The following is a 20983-nucleotide window of genomic DNA, read 5'->3' on the forward strand; positions in this document are numbered from 1 at the left end:
CTAGCGCTTCGACGCCGGGATGTAATCGCGCTGCGTCGCGCCGACATATAGCTGGCGCGGGCGGCCGATCTTTTGCTCGGGGTCGGAAATCATCTCGTTCCATTGAGCCACCCAGCCGACGGTGCGGGCGAGGGCGAACAGGGCGGTGAACATCTCGGTCGGGAAACCGATCGCGTTGAGGATGATGCCCGAATAGAAATCGACGTTGGGGTAGAGCTTTTTCTCGATGAAATAATCGTCGTGGAGCGCGATCTGCTCCAGCTCCTGGGCGACGTCCAGCACCGGATCCGAGAGCTTCAATTCCTTCAACACCGCCTCGGCGGTCTGCTGCATCACCTTCGCCCGCGGATCGTAATTCTTGTAGACGCGGTGGCCGAAGCCCATCAGCCGGAACGGATCATTCTTGTCCTTGGCGCGGGCGACATATTCCTTGATCCGCTTCACGTCCCCGATTTCACGCAACATGTTCAGTGCCGCTTCGTTGGCGCCGCCATGGGCCGGGCCCCACAGGCAAGCGATGCCGGCGGCGATGCAGGCGAACGGGTTTGCGCCCGACGATCCGGCAAGGCGGACGGTCGAGGTAGATGCATTTTGCTCATGATCGGCGTGGAGGATGAAAATCCGGTCCATCGCCTTTTCGATGATCGGGTTGACCTCATAGGATTCCGCCGGGACGCCAAACGTCATGCGAAGGAAGTTGCCGGTGTAGCTGAGGCTGTTGTCCGGATAGAGGAACGGCTGGCCGATCGAATATTTGAACGCCATCGCGGCGATCGTCGGCATCTTGGCGATCAGCCGATGGGAGGCGATCAGCCGCTGCTGCGGATCGGTGATGTCGGTGCTGTCGTGATAGAAGGCGCTGAGCGCCCCGACCACGCCGCACATGATCGCCATCGGGTGGGCGTCTCGGCGAAACCCGCGATAGAATGTCGCCAGCTGCTCGTGCAGCATGGTGTGGCGGCTGATGGTATAGTCGAACTCTTCCAGCTCTTTCTTCTTCGGCAGGTCGCCGTGGAGCAGCAGATAGGCAACCTCCATGAAGCTCGAATGCTCGGCAAGCTGGTCGATCGGATAGCCGCGATGGAGCAGGATGCCCTGGTCGCCGTCGATGTAGGTGATCGCGCTTTGGCAGCTTGCGGTCGAGGTGAAGCCGGGGTCGTAAGTGAATTTGTCGATCTGGCCGTAAAGCTTGCGGATATCGATCACGTCAGGGCCGACTGATCCTTCCAGAAGGGGATAAGGAAAATCGCCGCCTTCGGTGGTGAGTGTGACGGTCTTTGCGGTCATGAGGTCGGCTCCGGCTTTAATTCGGCTTTGGCATTTGGTCGGCAATGCGCCCGAGGCTCTCGTCTTTGCCAAGCAGGACAAGGACGTCGAAAATCCCCGGCGAGGTTGTCTTGCCCGTCAATGCCGCCCTTAGCGGCTGGGCGAGTTTGCCTAGCTTAAGTGAGTTGCGTTCCGCAACCTCCCGCACTGCAGCATCCAGCGGATCGTGCTCCCATTGCGGCGTTGCAGCAAGCGCCGCGTGTGCAAGTGCGAGATGGGCGCGGCCTTCGTCATTGAGGAGGGCCGCGGCCTTTTCGTCCATCGCGAGCGGCCGCTGCGCGAAGAGGAATTCCGCGCCGTCGGCGAGTTCGTTCAGATTATGCGCGCGGGCTTTCAACTCCGGCATAGCGCGGACGAGCAGCTGAAGTTCCTCGTAGCTCAGCCCGAGTTTGCGCGAAGCAAGGGTCGCAAGGCGCGTGTCGTCGGCCTCGCGGAGGTAATGACCGTTGAGATTTTCGAGTTTCTTGAGGTCGAACCGCGACGGACTTTTGCCGACATGGTCGACGTCGAACCACTCGATTGCCTGGTCGCGGCTGATGATCTCGTGATCGCCATGACCCCAGCCAAGGCGGAGGAGGTAATTGAACAGCGCCTCCGGAAGGATGCCGAGCTCGTCGCGATAGGCATCGACGCCAAGCGCGCCATGCCGCTTCGACAATTTGGCGCCGTCAAAACCGTGGATCAGCGGAACATGGGCGTAGGTCGGCACGGGCCAGCCCATCGCCTTGATGATCGCCAGCTGGCGAAACGCGTTGTTCAAATGGTCGTCGCCGCGAATGACGTGAGTCACACCCATGTCGAAATCGTCGACGACCACGGCAAGCATATAGGTCGGGGTTCCATCCGATCGCAGCAGGATGAAATCGTCGATCTCGGCATTGGCCACGGTAACGCGACCCTGGACCAGGTCGTCGATGACCGTCTCGCCATCCTGGGGGGCCTTGATGCGGATGACATAGGGGTCGCCCTCCGGCCAATCGGTGCGATCCCGCCACGGGCTGCTGATCTTGAAGGGCTTGCGCTCGGCCTGGGCCTTCTCGCGCGCCGCCGCCAGCTCGTCCTGCGTCATGTAGCAACGATAGGCGGCACCCATATCGAGCAGCTGGTGCGCGACCTCGGCGTGGCGCTGTTCGAACTGCGACTGGAAATAGGGTTCGCCGTCTCCATCGATTCCCAGCCAGTCGAGCCCGTCCAGGATCGCGTCGATCGCTTCCTTCGTCGAGCGAACCTTGTCGGTATCCTCGATCCGAAGCAGATATTTGCCGCCGTGGTGGCGGGCGAACAGCCAATTGAATAGCGCGGTGCGGGCGCCGCCGATGTGCAAATAGCCGGTGGGCGAGGGCGCAAAGCGGGTTACGACAGGCTGTCCCACTTGGGCGATTTTGCCGCTTGCGCTCAACCGATCTTTCCTCTTGTCTGCTGGGGCCGAATGGACTGGACGAGCGCCCCTATCACAGAGGACGCGCCGCTGGAACCGGCGCATCGACGCTTTTTGCCTGCGGCATTTTCGGCAGTTTTCGCGGCGGTTGAAGCCTTTCTCGAGCATGAGCGGGCGCAGGTGCCACCGTGGTTCACGGCCGCGTTCGGCGCCGGGATCGCCGCCTGGCTATGGATTCCGGACAGGAGCGGCTGGAGCGCGGCGATTTTGCTCGGCCTCGGCCTGGCCGCGGTGGGGGCTGCGATCGGCACCAGGCGCATTGGCGGGGCCTTGCAGTTCGGCGGATTGGCGTTCGCCGCCGGCTGCACCCTGATCTGGTGGCGAAGCGAGCATGTCGCAGCGCCTCGGCTCGATCGGCCCCGGGTCGCGGCGTTCGAAGCGAGGGTCGACAGATATGAAATGCGTGCCGCCAAGGGCGACGTTCGCCTTACCCTTGTTACCGCCACGCAGGGGCTGCCGCGGTTGGTACGCATTTCGGTTCCTGACGAGGATGTCGCGATCGGCCTAGGCATTGGCGCCAGGATCCGTGTCAGGGCGCGGCTGCAGCCTCCGCCGCCGATGGCGTTGCCGGGCAGCCATGATTTCGCGCGCGACCTCTGGTTTCAGGGTATCGGCGCGGTCGGCCGCGCAATTGGCCCGGTGGAGGTTATCGAGCCCTCTCCAGGCGGTGGCCTCGACGCGCTGCGCGAACGGCTCGGCCGCCATATCCGCGGGCAATTGCGGGACAGGGCCGGCGGCATCGCCACCGCGCTGGCGACCGGAGACCAGTCCGCGGTCGGTGACGAAGATGCCGAAGCGATGCGCCGCTCCGGCCTTGCCCATCTCCTCTCTGTCAGCGGCCTGCACATTGCCGCAGTGATCAGCGCGGCAATGTTGCTGACGCTCAAACTGCTGGCGCTCAGCGAGCGGTTGGCGCTGCGCTTCAACCTCGTGCTGGTCGCAGCGGGAGCGGGAGCGCTGGCGGGCCTGGGCTACACGCTGCTGACCGGGATGCAGGTGCCAACCGTAAGGGCGTGCATCGCGGCGCTGCTGGTACTCGGCGGAATCGCGCTGGGCCGCGATGCGATCAGCCTGAGGCTGGTCGCGGTCGGGGCGTTGGCGGTGCTGCTGATCCGGCCCGAGGCGCTGGCCGGCGCGAGCTTCCAGATGAGCTTCGCCGCCGTCACTTCGATCATTGCGCTGCATCATTGGGAACCGGTTCGGAAAATGTTTGGGCCGCGCGATGAAAGCCGGTTCTCGAGGATATTGCGCGGCGCCGTCGGCCTGTTGCTGACCGGGCTGGTGGTCGAGCTCGCGCTAATCCCGTTCGCGCTTCATCATTTCCATCGCGCAGGCCTCTACGGCGTGGCGGCCAATCTCATCGCAATCCCGCTCACCACCTTCGTCGTCATGCCTTTGGAAGCGCTGGCGCTGATCCTGGACCCGCTTGGCCTAAGCGCGCCCATTTGGACGGCCACCGGATGGTCGATCGATGCCATGCTGGTCCTGGCTCATCGGGTGGGCGAGGCCGAGGGGGCGGTCGCGATGCTGCCAACCATGCCGAGCTGGGCGTTCGCCTTGATGATTGGAGGCGGGCTATGGCTGACCCTATGGAGCGGTCCCGTCCGGAGATGGGGCCTTTTGCCGTTTGCGATGGGCGCGCTCGGCGCTGCCATGGCGCCGGTTCCGGACATATTGATTACCGGCGATGGCCGGCACCTGGCCTTGATCCGCGACGATGGAGTGCCCGTCCTGCTCCGCAGCCGGACCGGCGATTTTGTCCGTGACCTGATGAGCGAGGCGTCGGCCTATGACGGCGACCCGCTTTCCCTTGAGGAACAGGGTTTCGCCCGCTGCAGCCGCGATGCATGCGTCGCCGACATTGTGCGGCACGGTACGGTTTGGCGCTTGCTCGCAACCCGCGGCCGCGACCGGATCGACTGGGCGGAGCTTACCAAGGCTTGCGCGGATGCCGACATCGTCGTTGCCGATCGCCGCTTGCCGCGAGGATGCTCACCGCGCTGGCTCAAGCTCGACCGCCAATCTCTGGAGAAGAATGGTGGCGTCGTAGTTTTTCTCGACGGCAGCCCGCGCGTTTCCACGGTTGCCGAAAGGGTCGCGCGTCATCCTTGGAGGAGTTGATCAGGCCTCTTGCCACACAGCCAATTCGCTGCCGGATGGGTCGATGAAATGGAATCGCCGGCCGCCGGGGAAGGAAAAGATCGCCTTGGCGATGATCCCGCCCGACTTCATCACCGCGTCGAATGCCGCTTCGAGATCGTCAACCCGGATCACCGGGAGCGGCGCTGCCAGCGCCTCCGACGGCTGTCCGTTCAATCCCAGGTCGACATCGCCGCTGCTTGTCGCGGCATAGTCGGGACCATAGTCGGTGAACTTCCAGCCGAACGCCTTGGCGTAAAAGCCGCGCGTCAGCTCATGCGCCGTGACGCTGGGGAGTTCGACATAGTCGATGCGGGGTGAGGGCATGTCCATTCCTAACCGTTCGTCCTGAGCGAGAGATAGACCCAGAACTCCGTCATCCCCATGCGCGCCCTTCGACTACAGCCCTTCGGGCTTCCGCTCAGGACGAACGGAGGGGTTGGTAAGTCAAACTCAGTAGCGCCGGATCAGGCCGGACAGGCGTCCCTGAATGGTCACCCTGCTTTCGTCATAGCGCTGCGGTTCATAGGAACGATTGGCGGGATCGAGGCGGATCATCTGGCCTTCGCGACGATAGGTTTTGAGCGTCGCTTCCTCATTGTCGATAAGCGCGACGACGATCTCTCCGTCACGGGCGCTGTCGACCTTGCGAATGAGGGCGAAGTCCCCGTCGAGAATTCCTTCGTCGACCATGGAGTCGCCCGACACCTCCAGCGCATAATGCTCGCCCGGCCCAAGCAAGGCAGCAGGGACAGCGAAGCCCTCATTGCCTTGCAATGCCTCGATCGGCGTACCGGCGGCGATCCGGCCGTGCAGCGGAATTTCGATCGTGTCGTTGGCCGCAGTGGGCACGACCGGCCGGGCCTGAGCAACTGGCGCAGGGGCCGCGACCTCGGGCATCTTCACCACCTCCAGCGCCCGGGCTCGATTGGGCAGGCGGCGGATGAACTGCCGTTCCTCAAGCGCCGAGATGAGCCGGTGCACGCCTGACTTGGATTTCAGGTCCAACGCCTCGCGCATCTCGTCGAAACTTGGCGAAACGCCGGTTGCGGACAGCCGCTGGTGAATGAAGTTCAGCAACTCGTGCTGCTTGGCGGTGAGCATCGGACCCCTCCGTGCGGAACGAACAGAGAACGTGTAGGCAACAAAAAGTCCGGCGTCAAGCAGTAACGAAGCAGGCGGTTAGGAATGCGTTGAGCAATGGCCGACCCTGTTCCGAGGCAACGCTTTCGGGGTGGAATTGAATGCCGTGAACCGGCGCGTCGGCATGCCGCATCGCCATTACCGTCCCATCGTCGCTCCAGGCATTGGGCAAAAGCGGAGGTCTTGGATCGGTTACCGCCAGCGAATGATAGCGGGTGGCGGCGAAGGGCGAGGGGATTCCGGCAAAAAGTCCGCTGCCGTCGTGGCGCACCTGGGCGATCTTGCCATGGACCGGATGGGTCCGCCCGACGGCAGAGCCGCAGGCAACCGCAATCGCCTGGTGGCCAAGGCAGACGCCAAGCAGCGATCTCCGCCGTTCGATGCACGCCTTGGCCAGTGAAACTGATATTCCGGCGTCTTCGGGCTTGCCGGGGCCAGGCGAGATCAGGATGCCGTCAGCGCCAGAACCAATCGCTTCGGCAACTGTCAACGCGTCGTTGCGCTTGACCGCCACCTCGGCGCCAAGAGCGGCAAGATAGTCGACCAGCATGTAAGTGAAGCTGTCGAAGTTATCGACCACCAGGATCCGCGGAGCGGTCACTGGCCGCCTCAGCTCATTGTTCGGCGCCGGAATAGCGCTGCTTGGCGGCCGCGATCGCCTCATCGTTGCGCTTGACCCCTTGCTCGATCTTCATCGCCGCCAGCAGCTGCTGGCCGAGCTCATCGGAGACCGCGCCCTCGAACTCGCGCTGAGTTCTGACGATCAGGCCAGGCGCGGAAAAGGCGTTGCCGGGCACAATCTTGTTGGTTTTGACAATGAAGAAGCCACGGTCGCGCGGGTCGGCAACCATGCGGCTTTTTCCCTGGGTCAGGGAAAACAGCATTTTGAGCGGCGCGGCGGCATCGGCATTGGCTTCCGAGATCTGGATGCGCCGCGCTACAACCGGCTCGACCGGGGGAAGTGCCACACCGGCTTCGGCGATAGCTTTTTCCATCGGTTCGCCGCGCGCTACCTTGGCCGCGATCTGGGAAGCGACCGCCTGGGCCCGGTCCATCGCCTTGCGGCGGATCCAGTCGGCGCGGACCTGATCCTTTATTTCCGCCAGCGGGGCAGGCGCGGCTTCGATGACCCGGTCGACCGCGACAATCACATAGCCGCCGTCATTTGCCAGCGTGACAACTTCCGGGTCGTCGTCGACCGCCATCGCAAAGCCGGCCTTTAGCGCGGGTTGAAGCTCCGCCGGGAATTTGTAGGCGGCGTCGCCGCGCGCAGCCCCGCCGGCATTGATCGCAGGAGTGGTAACGACCGGCAGCTTCGCAGCGCCAACCGCCTCGGCGAAGCTGGCCCCATCGTCGATCCTGTCCTCGACCTTGGTCACCGCGTCGGTCAATGACTCCTTGCGCTTGCTCGTCGCGAGCAGCGCGGCGATCTCATCATGCGCCTGGGCCAGGCTCTTGCCGGTCGCATTGCGAATGTCTTCGATCTTGATCACGTGCCAGCCGAGGTCCGACCGGACCGGTCCGACAATCGCGCCCTTGGCGGCGGCGAAGGCGGAATTGGCGATTGCCGCTCCGCCAAGGGTCGAGAATTGGGCGCGGGTCTGCGGGCCGACAGCCACATCGGCAGCGGATAATCCTGCCGGGGCGGCGGCGGCGGCGAAGCTGCCACCGGCCTTCGCCCGCGCCGCGATGCCGTCGGCCTGCTGCTTGTCCTGGACCACGGCCTGGCTCAACACGCGGGTTTCGCTGCCGGCATAATTCGCCTGGTTGGCCTTGTAATAGGCGGCGATCTCGGCCTCGCTCGGGGCAGCTCCAGCTACCGTTTCGGGGCTGATCGTGGCCAGCCGCAAGATTCGCTGCTCCGCAACCATGTAGCGCGGACGATTCTGGGTGTAGAAGGACTGAAGATCTCCATCGGACGGGTTGAGGCCTCCGCGGAAAATATCGGCCGGCACCACCGACATCTGGCCCTCGCGCTGCTCGAGCAGCATTGCCGCATAGGGCCGGGCAACCCCTACCGGGACTTTGGCCTCGACTGCGGCGGGCGCCAGAATCAGCCGCTGGGTTATCGCCACCTGAATCAGGCGGCGGACGTCGGCATCGGTGAGCTGTTCCTGCGCCAGAAAGGCATTGTAGGCCTGCTCATTGAATTTGCCGTCGAGCCCCTTGGTCTGCGGCAGGGCGGCGATTTCGCCGTCGACCAGTCGCTTGGACATGACGAAACCATGATCTTCGCCAAAAGCGATCAGCGCGTGCTCGTTGACCAGTGCCTCGAGAATTTGGTCGAATTGCTTGGCGAGCGTCGCATAGCTCGCTTCCGGATTTTGCTGCCGTGCGTCGGCGAGTGCACGCTTCATCGCACTATCCAGGTCGCGCTCGCTGACCGGCTCGCCACCGATCTTGACCAGCGTCCCCTTGCTCATCCCGAAATTGCCGGAAAAGACGCTGCGGATGTCCTGCATCGCAAAGCCGGCCAGGATCATCAGCAGGATCAGGACCATCAGTCCGGTACCGACCGCGGATTTGGACAGGCGGCGGAAGAATGAAAGCATGGGATCTCTTGGCTTTGAAAAAGGTTCGCGCCGCTTTAGGGGCCGCATCTAACAACGGCAAGCGGGCTGAAGGGGAGATTTATGGCACGGCGAAAGCTGGTCGCGGGAAATTGGAAGATGCATGGCCTCGCGGCTGATCTCGGCGAAATTTCCGCCGTTTCGATTGCCGCGGAGACGGCCGGCGCCGATGTCGCGCTGTGCCTTCCGGCAACCCTGATCGAGCGCGCCGTGCGGGCAGCGCCAGGCTTTGCAATCGGCGGCCAGGATGTGCACCAGTCGGACAAGGGCGCGCATACCGGCTGTGTGTCGGCGGCCATGCTGATCGATGCCGGCGCCAGCTTGACCATCGTCGGCCATAGCGAGCGGCGCGAGGCGCAGGGCGAAAGCGACGCCGACGTTAAAGCCAAGGCAGAATCGGCGCTGCTCGCCGGGCTGTCGGTGATCCTGTGCGTCGGCGAAAGCGATGCAGTCCGCGAAGCGGGCGATGCCGTCTCGACGGTGTCGTCCCAGCTCGATTCTTCCCTGCCTCGCGGTGACGTTGCTTCGGCCGGCGTCCCGGACCGTCTGGCCGTGGCCTATGAGCCGATCTGGGCAATCGGTACCGGCAAGGTGCCGTCGATCGCGGACATCGGCGAAATGCATGCCGCGCTGCGGGAACGGCTGAAGGCCGCCTATGGAGAAGCAGGGGAAGGCGTGCGGATTCTCTATGGGGGATCGGTCAAGGCCACGAACGCCGCCGAAATCTTCGGCGTCGATGACGTTGATGGAGCGCTGGTCGGCGGGGCGAGCCTCAAGACAAGCGACTTCCTGCCGATCGTCGAAGCAGCGCGTTGAACAATCCAGGATCCGCCGCTATCTGGCGGTCCGAATTTCCTTTTTTCGGTTAGGCCTTTTCAATGTTCACCTTCCTGCTGGTCGTCCAGACCCTGGTCGCGGCGGCGCTTGTCGCAGTCATTCTCATGCAGCGTTCGGAAGGCGGCGGCCTTGGTGTCAGCAGTTCCTCGGCCGGCCTCATGACCGCCCGCGGGGCGGCGGATTTCCTGACCCGCGCCACGGCGATCCTGGGCGGCCTGTTCATCACCATCTCCATCGTGCTGGCTGCGATTGCCGGCGTCAGCCGCGAATCGACCGCCGTCGACACCAGCCTGGTGAAGCAGCAGCCGGTGCAGCAGGCTCCGATTGCTCCCACGGCGCCCCCGGCCGGCAACGAGACTACGCCTGCCGTCCCGCTCGCTCAGTAGCGCTTTTTCAACTTTATTTGACTCGGGCGCTTGCCACGAATGGCAAAGCGCCCGTAAGGCCCGACTCCCATGGCGCGGTATGTCTTTATCACCGGCGGCGTGGTTTCCTCGCTTGGCAAAGGTCTTCTCGCAGCGTCCCTCGGGGCGTTGTTGCAGGCGCGCGGCTATTCCGTGCGCATCAGGAAATTCGACCCCTATCTGAACGTCGATCCCGGTACGATGTCGCCCTATCAGCATGGCGAAGTCTATGTGACCGACGACGGGGCGGAGACCGACCTCGACCTTGGACATTATGAGCGCTTCACCGGCGTTTCGGCGCATCAGTCGGACAACATCACGTCGGGCCGCATCTACCGGGACATCATCGCTCGGGAGCGGCGCGGCGACTATCTCGGGGCGACCGTCCAGGTCGTTCCGCACGTCACCAACGCCATCAAGGAATTCGCCCAGGCCGACATCGAGGGCCTCGATTTCGTCATCTGCGAGATCGGCGGAACTGTCGGCGATATCGAAAGCCTGCCGTTCGTCGAGGCGATCCGCCAGCTGAAGAACGACCTTGGGCGTGGCCAAAGCTGCTTCGTCCACACTACGCTGGTCCCCTATATCGCGGCGGCGGGAGAGCTGAAGACCAAGCCGACCCAGCACAGCGTCCGCGAATTGACGAGCTACGGCATCCAGCCCGACGTCCTCCTGTGCCGCGCCGACCGGCCGATCCCCGAGAGCGACCGCGCCAAGATCGCCCTGTTCTGCAACGTTCCCCAGGAAGCGGTGATCCAGGCGCTGGACGCCCGTTCGATCTACGACGTGCCGCTGCAATATCATGCCGAAGGCCTCGATGCCGAAGTGCTGAAGGTGTTCGGGATTACCGACGCGCCGGATCCGGAAATGGCGCGGTGGGACGACATCATGGACCGGGTAGACCATCCGGAGGGCGAGGTGACGATCGGCGTTGTCGGAAAATATGTCGGCCTGCCGGACGCCTACAAGAGCCTGCGCGAGGCGCTGGTCCACGGTGGCATTGCCAACCGGGTCAAGGTCAACATTCAGTGGCTCGATGCCGAGATGTTCGAGGGCGAAGATGCCGACCTCGCCGCCAAGCTCGAGCCGCTGCACGGCATCCTGGTTCCCGGCGGGTTCGGCGAGCGCGGCAGCGAGGGCAAGATCGCTTCTGTCCAATTCGCCCGCGAGCGCGAGGTGCCCTTCTTCGGCATCTGCCTGGGCATGCAGATGGCTTGCATCGAGGGCGCCCGTAATACCGCCGGAATTTCGGATGCCTCGACCACCGAATTTGGCGAGACCAACGAGCCGGTCGTAGGCCTCATAACCGAGTGGATGAGCCCCGAAGGCCTCCAGAAGCGCAATGCGGAGACCGACCTGGGCGGGACCATGCGGCTGGGGGCCTATGCCGCCAAGCTGGGCCACAACAGCAAGGTGGCCGAGCAATATGGCACGACCGAAATCAGCGAGCGCCACCGCCACCGTTATGAGGTCAACGTCCATTATCGTGATGCGCTGGAAAAGGGCGGCCTGATCTTTTCCGGCATGTCGCCCGATGGCGAGCTGCCCGAAATAGTCGAGCGGCCCAACCATCCCTGGTTCATCGGCGTGCAGTTCCATCCCGAACTGAAGAGCCGCCCGTTCAACCCGCACCCGCTGTTCGCCGGCTTTGTGGCGGCCGCGGTCAAGCAGAGCAGGTTGGTCTAAGCTGTCATCCCGGACTTGATGATCGGCATGCGGGACAGGGGGCCGTCACGAAGTGAATTCGTGACGTCAGTCGCTGCTGCGCGCGCTGGCCGGCATTCGTCGACTGTTCGCCGAAGCCAGGCTTCGGCTCCGCGCCTCATGCCGATTCATTTGGCGTTCATCGACAGAGGCGCTACCTCGGCTCCATGCAGGGGAAGCTCATCATCGGAGCATTGTTGGTAACGGCCTTCGGCGCCGTCCCGGCGATGGCGGGCGAACCGGTCAAACGCCAGACCTGCCAGAAAGGCGACCCGCCTCAGCAGGTGCAACAGCAGCGGCAGCAGGTTGCGAACCAGCAGCAGGCAAAGGTCAAGCCGCAGGGCTGCCCGATCACCCGGATGATCCCGTCCGTGGTCGACCCAACTCCGACCTTCCTGCTCTGATTTTCAAACCATTGCGGGAGCGCGAGTCGCACCCTAATTGACGGCGATGAGCAATATCGTTTCCAGTCGCCTGATCGTCCTCGGCTCCGGTCCTGCCGGCTACACCGCCGCCATTTATGCCGCGCGCGCCGGCCTCAATCCGATCGTCGTCCAGGGCATCCAGCCGGGCGGCCAGCTGACCACCACGACCGACGTCGAAAATTATCCGGGCTTTCGCAGCGTTATCCAGGGACCCTGGCTGATGGACGAAATGCAGGCCCAGGCCGAGCATGTCGGCACCAAGGTCGTCTGGGATCACATCTCCGAGGTCGATTTGTCGCGCCGCCCGTTCGTTCTCAAAGGCGACAGCGGCGGGGAATATCACGCCGATGCGCTGGTCATTGCTACCGGTGCCCAGGCCAAATGGCTCGGCCTGCCGTCGGAAGAGCATATGAAGGGGAAAGGCGCTTCGGCCTGCGCGACCTGCGACGGCTTTTTCTACCGCGGCAAGAAGGTGGCGGTGATCGGCGGCGGCAACACCGCGGTCGAGGAAGCACTTTACCTCACCAACCACAGCCATGACGTGACCTTGATCCACCGCCGCGATTCGCTTCGCGCCGAGAAAATCCTCCAGGACCGGCTGTTCGCCCATCCCAACATCAAGATCATCTGGGACAGCGAAGTCGCCGAGTTCGTCGCCGGCGGCATGCCGGAAGCGCTGGTCGGGCTCGACATCCGCAACGTGAAGAGCGGCTCGATCAGCCGGATCGATGTCGATGGGGCATTCGTCGCCATCGGCCACAAGCCGGCAACCGAGTTATTTGCCGGCAAGCTCAAGCTCGACAGCGACGGCTATATCGAGGTCGAGACCGGAACGACCCGCACGTCCGTCCCCGGAGTCTTCGCCTGCGGCGACGTGATGGACAAGATCTACCGACAGGCGGTGACCGCCGCCGGGACCGGCTGCATGGCTGCGCTCGACGCCGAGAAGTTCCTCGCCGCCGAAGAGTTTGGAGCCCTGCAAGCCGCTGAATAGGCTGCGGCATCGTGCACAACCTCCTCGTCATCCCCGCGAAAGCGGGGACCCAGCGGAATCAATAGATTTAGGTTCCCGCTTTCGCGGGAAAGACGAAATTTTACTGTCTGCTCAGCGCTTTAGTCGAACAGCGTTGTAATCCAGAAAAACAGCGCCGCCACGGCCGCCGAGGCCGGGATGGTGATCAGCCAGGCCATCACGACATTCTGCGCTACTCCCCAGCGGACAGCCGACGCCCGCTTGGCCACGCCGGCGCCGATCACCGCGCCGGTGATGGTGTGAGTGGTCGACACCGGGATTCCGAACCAGCTCGCTCCGAACAACATCACCGATCCGCCGGTTGAGGCGGCGAAGCCCTGATGCTGCGACAATTTGGTAATCCGGCTGCCCATCGTCTCGATGATCCGCCAGCCGCCGGTCATGGTCCCGAGGCCGATCGCGATGTAGCAGCTGATCGCGACCCAATGCGGTACGTGGAATTCACCGCTGAGATAGCCCGTCGAATAGAGCAGCACGGTGATGATGCCCATCGTCTTCTGCGCATCGTTGAGGCCGTGCCCGACCGAGTAAGCTGCGGCCGACGCCAGGTGCAGCGCCCGAAACGTCCCCTCAGCCCCACGGTTGGATGCGCGCAGCGCGGCCCAGCTGGTCAACAGCATGATCAGCATCGCCACCAGCATACCGAGCAGCGGCGCCAGCGGAATGAACAGCAGGGTCTTGTTGAGGCCGGACCATTGGATGGTGCCGGTACCTGCCGCCGCCACGCCCGCGCCGACAATTCCGCCGACCAGCGCATGGCTCGATGACGAGGGGATGCCCTTCAGCCAGGTCACCACGTTCCAGAACATGGCCCCGATCAGCGCGGCGAAGACCACGGCCGGCGTGACCATGTCCTTGTCGATCAGACCCTTGCCGATCGTGTCAGCGACCTTGTGCAGGGCCGGGAACCACAAGGTAAGGAAATAGGCCGCGAAGTTGAAGAAGGCGGCAAAGGCCACCGCTTGTACCGGCCCCAGAAGCTTGGTCGCAACCACGGTGGCGATCGAATTGGCCGCGTCGTGAAGGCCGTTCAAATAATCGAACGCCAGCGCCAGGACGATTAGTCCGATCAGCAGCGGCATCGCCAGTTCATGCATCAGAGGCGGCCCGCTTAGCTATGTTCGATGACGATGCTGTCGATGACGTTTGCCACGTCCTCGAATGCGTCGACGATCCGCTCGAGGTGCTTGAACAGTTCGCGCTTGACGATGAACTCGATCGCATTCCCGTCGCGGTGGGTCTGGAACGCGGCTTTCAGCCCGAGCGAGTGAATTTCGTCGGCATGGCCCTCCATCCGGACCAGCCGTTCGGTCAGTTCGTGGAGGCGGGTGCCATTGTCGCCGACGTTGCGCAGCAGCGGCATCGCCTCCGCGACAAGCCTTGCCGAGTCGACGATGATTGCGGCCATGTCCTTCATTTCCTGGCCGAACTCAGTCACTTCATAAAGTTCGATGGCGGAAGCCGCCGCCTGCATTTCGTCGATCGAATCGTCCATCGCCCCGATCAGCGCGGTGATCGAGCTTCGATCGAACGGGGTGAGGAAGGTTTGCCGAACCGTCTTCAGCACCTCGCGGATGATCTCGTCGGCGTCATGTTCGCGCTCGTAAATCTCACGCGCATTTTCGTGCATGGCCGGCCCGCCCTGGATCAGGCGGCCGATCGCGTCGCCAGCGCCGGTGATGGCCACGGCATGCGCTTCGAACAATTCAAAGAAGCCGCCGGTTTTTGGTAGCAGCCGTTGGAACCAGGCAAACATCGGGCCCACTTTCGATTTCTCGGCGACGACGCTGAGGACCGAAGTCCGGCGCGCCACCTGGTTGAATTCACTGCTGTTAAAGGAACGGATGAGGTCGCGAAGATCGGGTTCCTCGACCGCGTTTGCGGCATCGCTCAGGCTGAACCAGCGCCGCTTGCGTTGCTTCTTCTCTTTCCAGTCGGAAAGTTCCTCGCTCACAGACAGGGGAAACACCTCGACGTCGGCCATCAGCGCCGCGCCGCTGCCCTTGCGCTTGCGGTAGCGATAGGTGCCAAGCGGAGTCGGGCAGACCGCGCCACGAACCCCGGCCTCTTCCTCCGCCTCCTGTGCGGCGGCGGAGTGAGGCGATACCGTGTTTGCGAAATTGCCCTTGGGAATCACCCACCTGCCTGATTCGCGCGACGTCACCAGCAGCACCTGGACCGGCGCGCGGAGCCCGCGGCCGACGTTTCGATAAGGCAGTGCGGCAATTTGGCGAATGGCTCTTACCCCTGTTGAGCGTTGGCGACGGACCTAGAGCCGAGGGATTGCCCCCGCAAGAACAATGACAATGATGTTACAGGTCAGCTTAGCGAGAGCCGCTCGGCGAGACCCACCAATCTTCCAAAGGTCATTAGATCTTCTGCCTCGACATCCTCATCCTCGATCAGGATTCCGAGCCGCTCCTCCATTTCGGTGAGCAGCGTCGCGACCGCCATTGAATCGAACTCCGGAAGGGCGCCGAACAGCTCGGTCTCGTCATCGAATTTGGCGACCCGCGATTTGGCCAGGCTGAGCACGTCGACCAACAGCGATCGCACCGTTTCATCGACTTGATTGCGATCGTCCAACGCCAATTGCGGTCCCCCATGGTCGATATGCCGGGGCCTAAGGAAACTGCAGGCTCAATGCAATTCGTCATTGCGAGGAGCGCAGCGACGAAGCAATCCAGCAATCCAACATCTGGATTGCTTCGCTACGCTCGCAATGACGACACTTAGTCCGACACCCTATCCGCTCGACCATCTGGCGCTGCGCGGCGCGCCGGACGCGGTTGCCCTGGTGGCGGGTGATGAGCCGCTGACATTCGCCGGGCTGGATGCTGCCGTCGGGCGTATGGCTTTCGCATTGATGTCTAAGGGTCTGGAGCCTGGGGACCGCATCGCAACCTGGATGGGCAAGACCCGCATGGCCTGCCTGATGCCGTTGGCGGCGGCGCGCGCCGGGCTGGTCCATGTGCCGATCAATCCTGTCCTGAAGCACGCCCAGGCCGCGCATATTCTCGCCGACAGCGGGACGAAGCTGCTGATTGGCAATCGAGGCCGGCTGGATAGTCTCGGGACCGGCGAACTGGCGTGTGCGAATGCCATCGCTCTGGAGGATTGGGCCGATGGCGCGGAGGCATTGCCGCCATCGTCGTGCGATCCGAACGATCTCGTCGCGCTGCTGTACACAAGCGGCTCGACCGGCCGGCCCAAGGGCGTGATGCTGAGCCACACCAATCTTTGGCTGGGTGCGGTCAGCGTGGCTCGCTACCTTGGGCTTTCGCCAAGCGACCGGACGCTGTGCGTGCTGCCTCTGGCGTTCGACTATGGCCAGAGTCAGCTGCTCTCGACCTGGGCGGCGGGTGGCTGCGCGATCGCCTTCGACTATCTCCTGCCGCGCGACGTGGTTCGGGCGGTCGGACGTCATGACGTCACCGTCCTGGCCGGCGTCCCACCCTTGTGGCTGCAACTGGCCGAACAGGATTGGGGCGATGCCGGCCGAAGCTTGCGAACGCTGACCAATAGCGGGGGTCATCTGCCGGAGCGCGTGGTCCGCCGCTTGCGCGCACTCTTCCCTGAAGCGAAACTGCACCTGATGTACGGTCTCACCGAAGCCTTCCGCTCATCGAGCCTCGATCCTTCGCTGGTCGACGCGAATCCCGACAGCGTCGGCTCGGCCATTCCTTTCGCCGAGCTGATGGTCGTTCGCCCCGACGGAAGCGAAGCGCCAGCTGGCGAGGAAGGCGAGCTGGTCCATGCCGGGCCGCTCGTCGCGCAAGGCTATTGGCACGACGCGACGCGCACCGCCGAACGGTTCAAGCCGGCGCCCGGCTTCAGCAGGCTTGGCGGCATCGCCGTCTGGTCGGGCGATACGGTAGCGAAGGGCGAGGATGGGTTGCTGCGCTTCCGCGGCCGCGACGATGCAATGATAAAGGTGGCGGGCAATCGCATCAGTCCGACCGAAATCGAGGAAGCAGCTCTCGCCAGCGGCGCGGTAAGCGAGGCAGCGGCATTCGGCGTGCCTGATGCGCGGCTGGGGCAGGCCATCCTGCTTGTCGCGGTGGCCAAGGGTCAGGACGCAGAGCAGAGGCTGCTGACCTGGTTCCGGCGCGAGCTTCCCGCGCACATGTTGCCGCAGCGGGTCATGTGGAAGCTGGAATTGCCTGTCGGGCCGAACGGCAAGCTGGACCGCGCTGCCTTGAAGGCTGAGCTCGCATGAAGGCGCTGGGACCGATCCCGCCTGGTTTCGAGAATGACGGCGAAGGCCGGCTGTTGATCGGGGGCCATGATGTCGAGACGTTGGTCGAACATGCGGGTGGCACGCCGTTGTTCGTCTATGACAGCGAGCGGATCGCCCTGCAGGTCCGGCGGTTGCGGACGGCGTTTCCGGAGTTGGGGCTGCATTATGCCGTCAAAGCAAATCCTTACGCGCCGCTACTCGAAGCCATGGCAAATCTGGTCGACGGCTTCGACGTGGCTTCGTCGGGTGAGCTCGGCAAGGTCGCGCATCTCGGCCTGCCGATCAGCTTTGCCGGGCCGGGCAAGCGCTCGCCTGAAATTGAGACCGCGATCCGCGCGGGAATTACCATCAACCTCGAAAGCGAAGGCGAAGCGGAGCGGGCTTTGGCGATCTGCAAGCGCGAGGAGCTGGAGGCCAAGCTGGCGGTGCGGGTCAATCCGCCGTTCGGGCTCAAGGGCTCGGGGCAGAAGATGGGCGGCATCCCGAGCCAGTTCGGAATCGACCATGACCGCGTCCCGGCACTGGTCCGTCGCATCGTCGAGGCAGGCGCCAATTGGCAGGGCCTGCACATATTTGCCGGCAGCCAGGCGCTTCAGGCCGATGCGCTGATCGAGCTGCAGCGCGAAACGGTCGCGCTGGCGGCCTCGATTTGCGAGGAGGCCGGCCAAGTGCCTCCGCACGTCAATCTCGGCGGTGGTTTCGGCATTCCCTATTTCTCCAAGGACGAGCCGCTTGACGTCGAAGCGGTGGGAGAATCGCTTGCCAAGACTCTGACGGAACGACCTAAAATTCTTCGCGACACTAAGTTTGCAATTGAGCTGGGCCGATGGCTGGTTGGCGAGGCGGGGGTCTATCTGACCCGCATCGTCGACAAGAAGGAGAGCCGCGGAAAGACCTTCCTGGTGACCGACGGGGGGCTCCAGCACCAGCTCGCGGCCTCGGGCAATTTCGGCCAGCTGCTGCGCCGCAACTACCCTGTCGCCATCGCCAGTCGAATGGGCGCTGAGGCCGAGGAAGAAGTGACCATTACGGGCTGCCTGTGCACCCCGCTCGACCTCCTGGCCGACGAGGCGATATTGCCCCGGGCGGAGGTCGGCGACCTGGTCGCCATCTTCTGCGCCGGCGCCTATGGCCTCAGCGCCAGCCCGACCGGCTTCCTCAACCAGCCGATGGCGAGGGAGATGCTTGTTTAGCTCGAACCGTCACCCCAGCGGAGGCTGGGGCCCATGTCGCTCCGCAACGCTTGTTTTGAATGACGTGGATCCCAGCCTTCGCTGGGATGACGGTGGAATCAGGGATACACCGCCTCGACGAAATACAGCCCTTCCGGCGGCGCGTTGAGGCCGAGCGCCTGCCGGTCCTTCGCCTCCAGCGCGGTCTTCACATCCCCCGGCGTCCACCGACCGCGCCCGACCAGGGCCAGGCAGCCGACCATCGATCTCACCTGGTGATGGAGGAAGCTCCGGGCGGCGGCGCGGATATGGATTTCCTCGCCGACTTGGCTGACCGTCAGGCTGTCGAGCGTCTTCAACGGACTTTGCGACTGGCAATGGACCGATCGGAAGGTGGTGAAATCATGGCGCCCGACAAGGTGCGCCGCGCCCTCGGCCATCGCCTCCGCATCCAATGCGATCGGCACATGCCACACCTTGCCTTTGTCCAGCGCGGGAGGGGCGCGGCGGTTCAGGATCCGATAGAGGTATCGCCGGCCGACGCAGCTGAATCGCGCATGCCAGTCGTCGGCAACCGGCTCGACCGCCGTCACGCTGACCGGGGCGGGCCTGACCAATGCGTTGATCCCCTCGCGCAACCGATGTTCAGTCAGCGTCTTCATAACGTCGACGTGGGCCGCCATCGCCAGCGCATGCACGCCCGCGTCAGTGCGCCCTGCGGCATGGATCGTGGCCAGCTCCCCGGTCATCCGGAACGCCGCCTGCTCCAGCGCCTCCTGCACCGACGGGCCATGGTCCTGCCGCTGCCAGCCCATGAACGGCCCGCCGTCATATTCGATCGTCAGGCGCCAGCGGGTCATTGAAGCATCGTGCCCTTTGCGATTGCAAAGCCTCGAAGCAGCTCGTTGCCGCTCATCGCGCCCTTACCGGCGCGCTGCAGGAGCGTCGGCCTAAGGGCGCCATTGCCGCACTGGATTAGCAAGCCATCGTCCAATACCTGTCCGTCATTCCCGCGAAAGCGGGAACCCAGATCTTCTATTTGGTCCGCTGGGTCCCCGCTTTCGCGGGGATGACAAGCTGAAGGTTCAACTTCCGCGGCCAGGATCTTGATCCGCTCGCCATTGGCTTCGAACCAGGCGCCTGGGAAGGGCGCCAGGCCACGGACGAGGCGGACCAGCTCGGCCGCTGGCCGTGACCAGTCGATCCGCGCCTCGGCCTTGCTGATCTTGCCGGCATAGGTGACCCCATCCTTGGGCTGCTCGATCGGATCGTAATTGGGCAGGTCGGCGAGCACCTCGACCATCATCGCCGCGCCCAATTTCGCTAACTCTTCCGTGAGTTGTGCAGCATTCTTGTCATCGATTTCAACCGCGCGCTTGAACAGCATCGGGCCAGTATCGAGGCCCGCCTCCATCTGCATGATGGTGATGCCGGTCGCCTCATCGCCGGCCATGATCGCCCGCTGTACCGGCGCGGCGCCGCGCCAGCGCGGCAGCAGCGAGCCATGGACGTTCAAACATCCCAGCATCGGGGCATCCAGGATCGCTTGCGGAAGGATCAGGCCATAGGCGGCGACCACCGCGACGTCGGCCTCCAGCTCGGCGAAGGCCTGCTGCTCCGCTTCACCTCTGAGCGACTTCGGATAGCGAACCTCGATGCCCAGCTCTTCGGCGCGTTGCTGCACCGGGGTCTCTCGCTCGCCCTTGCCGCGGCCGGCGGGGCGAGGCGGCTGGGTATAGGCCGCGACCACCTCATGGCCGGCGTCGACCAGCGCCTCGAGCGTCGGTACCGCAAAGTCCGGGCTGCCCATGAAGATGATCCGCATCGGCGCCCTATGGCCGAGCAGAGGGAAAATTCCTACATGGATTGCTTCGTCACTGCGTTCCTCGCAATGACGGTATCTCTGTCGTCATTGCGAGCGAAGCGAAGCAATCCAGTCATGGCTAGCCACCAAATAGAGGCGCTCACGCAGGCGCTTGCCAGGCTCCCCGGCCTTGGCCCGCGCTCCGCGCGGCGGGCGGTGCTGCACCTGATGAAGAAGCGCGAGGCCTCGCTTGAGCCGCTGCTGGCCGCCCTCCGAGCCGTCGCCGATACGCTGTCGACCTGTTCGACCTGCGGCAATGTCGACACCAGCGATCCGTGCAGCATCTGCCGAGACGCGAAGCGCGACGACCGCCTGCTGTGCGTGGTCGAGGAAGTCGCTGACCTGTGGGCGCTGGACCGTTCGCGGCTGTTTCCCGGCCGTTACCATGTGCTAGGCGGCCGGCTGTCGGCGCTGGAAGGGGTGCGGCCCGAGGATTTGTCGATCGACAGGTTGGTCCAGCGCGTTTCCGCCGGCGGGATCGACGAGGTCGTCCTCGCCATGAACGCGACGCTGGAGGGCCAGACCACGGCCCACTACCTGGCTGAGCGGCTGGAGAAATTTCCTATTCGTCTCACGCAGTTGGCCCACGGTCTTCCGGTTGGCGGCGAGCTCGACTATCTTGACGAGGGGACGCTCGCCCAGGCCTTGCGCGCGCGGCGACCCGTTGCTTGAACCCCTTCACTTGAAA

The 20983-nt window shown here is 63.9% G+C and carries 20 protein-coding genes; 9 read left to right on the forward strand and 11 right to left on the reverse strand.

The window, feature by feature from the left end; all coding sequences use genetic code 11:
- Complete coding sequence (locus LZ518_RS02755; RefSeq protein WP_249914510.1) at positions 1 to 1287, reverse strand: citrate synthase; 1287 nt, start codon at positions 1285 to 1287, stop codon at positions 1 to 3.
- A 16-nt stretch (positions 1288 to 1303) separates the two neighbouring features.
- Entirely contained in the window at positions 1304 to 2725 is a 1422-nt protein-coding gene (gene gltX, locus LZ518_RS02760) for a glutamate--tRNA ligase (RefSeq protein WP_249914511.1), read from the reverse strand.
- Positions 2726 to 2818: 93 nt separating this feature from the next.
- On the opposite strand from gltX, the gene LZ518_RS02765 reads away from it, so the two are divergent.
- Positions 2819 to 4885 (forward strand): ComEC/Rec2 family competence protein, encoded by a 2067-nt coding sequence (locus tag LZ518_RS02765; protein ID WP_249914512.1) that lies wholly within the window; start codon positions 2819 to 2821, stop codon positions 4883 to 4885.
- Here LZ518_RS02765 and LZ518_RS02770 read toward each other — a convergent pair whose 3' ends face one another.
- From LZ518_RS02770 to LZ518_RS02785, 4 genes are all read right to left on the reverse strand, one after another.
- Complete coding sequence (locus LZ518_RS02770; RefSeq protein WP_249914513.1) at positions 4886 to 5230, reverse strand: VOC family protein; 345 nt, start codon at positions 5228 to 5230, stop codon at positions 4886 to 4888.
- Between the two features lie 126 nt (positions 5231 to 5356).
- Positions 5357 to 6007, reverse strand: coding sequence for a transcriptional repressor LexA (gene lexA, locus LZ518_RS02775; RefSeq protein ID WP_249914514.1), 651 nt, complete (start codon positions 6005 to 6007; stop codon positions 5357 to 5359).
- Between the two features lie 55 nt (positions 6008 to 6062).
- The gene (locus LZ518_RS02780; RefSeq protein ID WP_348538662.1) at positions 6063 to 6647 is read right to left on the reverse strand and encodes an anthranilate synthase component II; all 585 of its coding nucleotides are present in this window, start codon (positions 6645 to 6647) and stop codon (positions 6063 to 6065) included.
- A gap of 13 nt (positions 6648 to 6660) precedes the next feature.
- Positions 6661 to 8598, reverse strand: coding sequence for a peptidylprolyl isomerase (locus LZ518_RS02785; RefSeq protein WP_249914515.1), 1938 nt, complete (start codon positions 8596 to 8598; stop codon positions 6661 to 6663).
- A gap of 81 nt (positions 8599 to 8679) precedes the next feature.
- Here LZ518_RS02785 and tpiA point away from each other — a divergent pair, with 81 nt between their 5' ends.
- The 5 genes from tpiA (at position 8680) to trxB (ending at position 12980) form a co-directional block, all read left to right on the forward strand.
- The gene (gene tpiA / locus LZ518_RS02790) at positions 8680 to 9432 is read left to right on the forward strand and encodes a triose-phosphate isomerase (protein ID WP_249914516.1); all 753 of its coding nucleotides are present in this window, start codon (positions 8680 to 8682) and stop codon (positions 9430 to 9432) included.
- A gap of 62 nt (positions 9433 to 9494) precedes the next feature.
- Positions 9495 to 9839, forward strand: coding sequence for a preprotein translocase subunit SecG (gene secG, locus LZ518_RS02795; RefSeq protein WP_249914517.1), 345 nt, complete (start codon positions 9495 to 9497; stop codon positions 9837 to 9839).
- Between the two features lie 69 nt (positions 9840 to 9908).
- Positions 9909 to 11543 carry a CTP synthase gene (pyrG, locus tag LZ518_RS02800; protein WP_249914518.1) on the forward strand — a complete coding sequence of 545 codons (1635 nt, stop codon included), beginning with the start codon at positions 9909 to 9911 and terminating at the stop codon, positions 11541 to 11543.
- A gap of 185 nt (positions 11544 to 11728) precedes the next feature.
- Positions 11729 to 11965 (forward strand): hypothetical protein, encoded by a 237-nt coding sequence (locus tag LZ518_RS02805; RefSeq protein ID WP_249914519.1) that lies wholly within the window; start codon positions 11729 to 11731, stop codon positions 11963 to 11965.
- A 46-nt stretch (positions 11966 to 12011) separates the two neighbouring features.
- On the forward strand, positions 12012 to 12980 hold the full coding sequence (gene trxB, locus LZ518_RS02810; protein WP_249914520.1) for a thioredoxin-disulfide reductase: 969 nt from the start codon (positions 12012 to 12014) through the stop codon (positions 12978 to 12980).
- 119 nt (positions 12981 to 13099) lie between these two features.
- Here the strand turns inward: trxB and LZ518_RS02815 are convergent, their stop codons facing one another.
- The 3 genes from LZ518_RS02815 to LZ518_RS02825 all read right to left on the reverse strand — a co-directional run bounded on the left by LZ518_RS02815 (position 13100) and on the right by LZ518_RS02825 (position 15611).
- Complete coding sequence (locus tag LZ518_RS02815; RefSeq protein ID WP_249914521.1) at positions 13100 to 14116, reverse strand: inorganic phosphate transporter; 1017 nt, start codon at positions 14114 to 14116, stop codon at positions 13100 to 13102.
- 14 nt (positions 14117 to 14130) lie between these two features.
- Positions 14131 to 15192: a DUF47 family protein gene (locus tag LZ518_RS02820; protein ID WP_249914522.1), complete on the reverse strand. Its 1062-nt coding sequence runs from the start codon at positions 15190 to 15192 to the stop codon at positions 14131 to 14133.
- Positions 15193 to 15338: 146 nt separating this feature from the next.
- Positions 15339 to 15611 (reverse strand): acyl carrier protein, encoded by a 273-nt coding sequence (locus LZ518_RS02825; protein ID WP_249914523.1) that lies wholly within the window; start codon positions 15609 to 15611, stop codon positions 15339 to 15341.
- A gap of 130 nt (positions 15612 to 15741) precedes the next feature.
- Between LZ518_RS02825 and LZ518_RS02830 the strand changes: the two genes are divergently transcribed.
- Positions 15742 to 17238 carry an acyl-CoA ligase (AMP-forming), exosortase A system-associated gene (locus LZ518_RS02830; protein ID WP_249914524.1) on the forward strand — a complete coding sequence of 499 codons (1497 nt, stop codon included), beginning with the start codon at positions 15742 to 15744 and terminating at the stop codon, positions 17236 to 17238.
- Entirely contained in the window at positions 17235 to 18452 is a 1218-nt protein-coding gene (locus tag LZ518_RS02835) for a pyridoxal-dependent decarboxylase, exosortase A system-associated (protein WP_249914525.1), read from the forward strand. Before LZ518_RS02830 ends, LZ518_RS02835 begins: the two co-directional genes overlap by 4 nt.
- Positions 18453 to 18550: 98 nt before the next feature.
- On the opposite strand, the gene truA is transcribed toward LZ518_RS02835, so the two are convergent.
- A complete protein-coding gene (gene truA, locus LZ518_RS02840) occupies positions 18551 to 19291 on the reverse strand; it encodes a tRNA pseudouridine(38-40) synthase TruA (protein ID WP_249914526.1) in 741 nt (246 codons plus the stop codon).
- Positions 19288 to 20256 carry a methionyl-tRNA formyltransferase gene (gene fmt, locus LZ518_RS02845; protein ID WP_249914527.1) on the reverse strand — a complete coding sequence of 323 codons (969 nt, stop codon included), beginning with the start codon at positions 20254 to 20256 and terminating at the stop codon, positions 19288 to 19290. Before fmt ends, truA begins: the two co-directional genes overlap by 4 nt.
- A 114-nt stretch (positions 20257 to 20370) precedes the next feature.
- Here fmt and recR point away from each other — a divergent pair, with 114 nt between their 5' ends.
- A complete protein-coding gene (gene recR / locus LZ518_RS02850) occupies positions 20371 to 20967 on the forward strand; it encodes a recombination mediator RecR (protein WP_249914528.1) in 597 nt (198 codons plus the stop codon).
- Positions 20968 to 20983: the final 16 nt, after the last annotated feature.

Source organism: Sphingomonas brevis (genome assembly GCF_023516505.1).
Classification (GTDB): Bacteria; Pseudomonadota; Alphaproteobacteria; order Sphingomonadales; family Sphingomonadaceae; genus Sphingomicrobium; species Sphingomicrobium breve.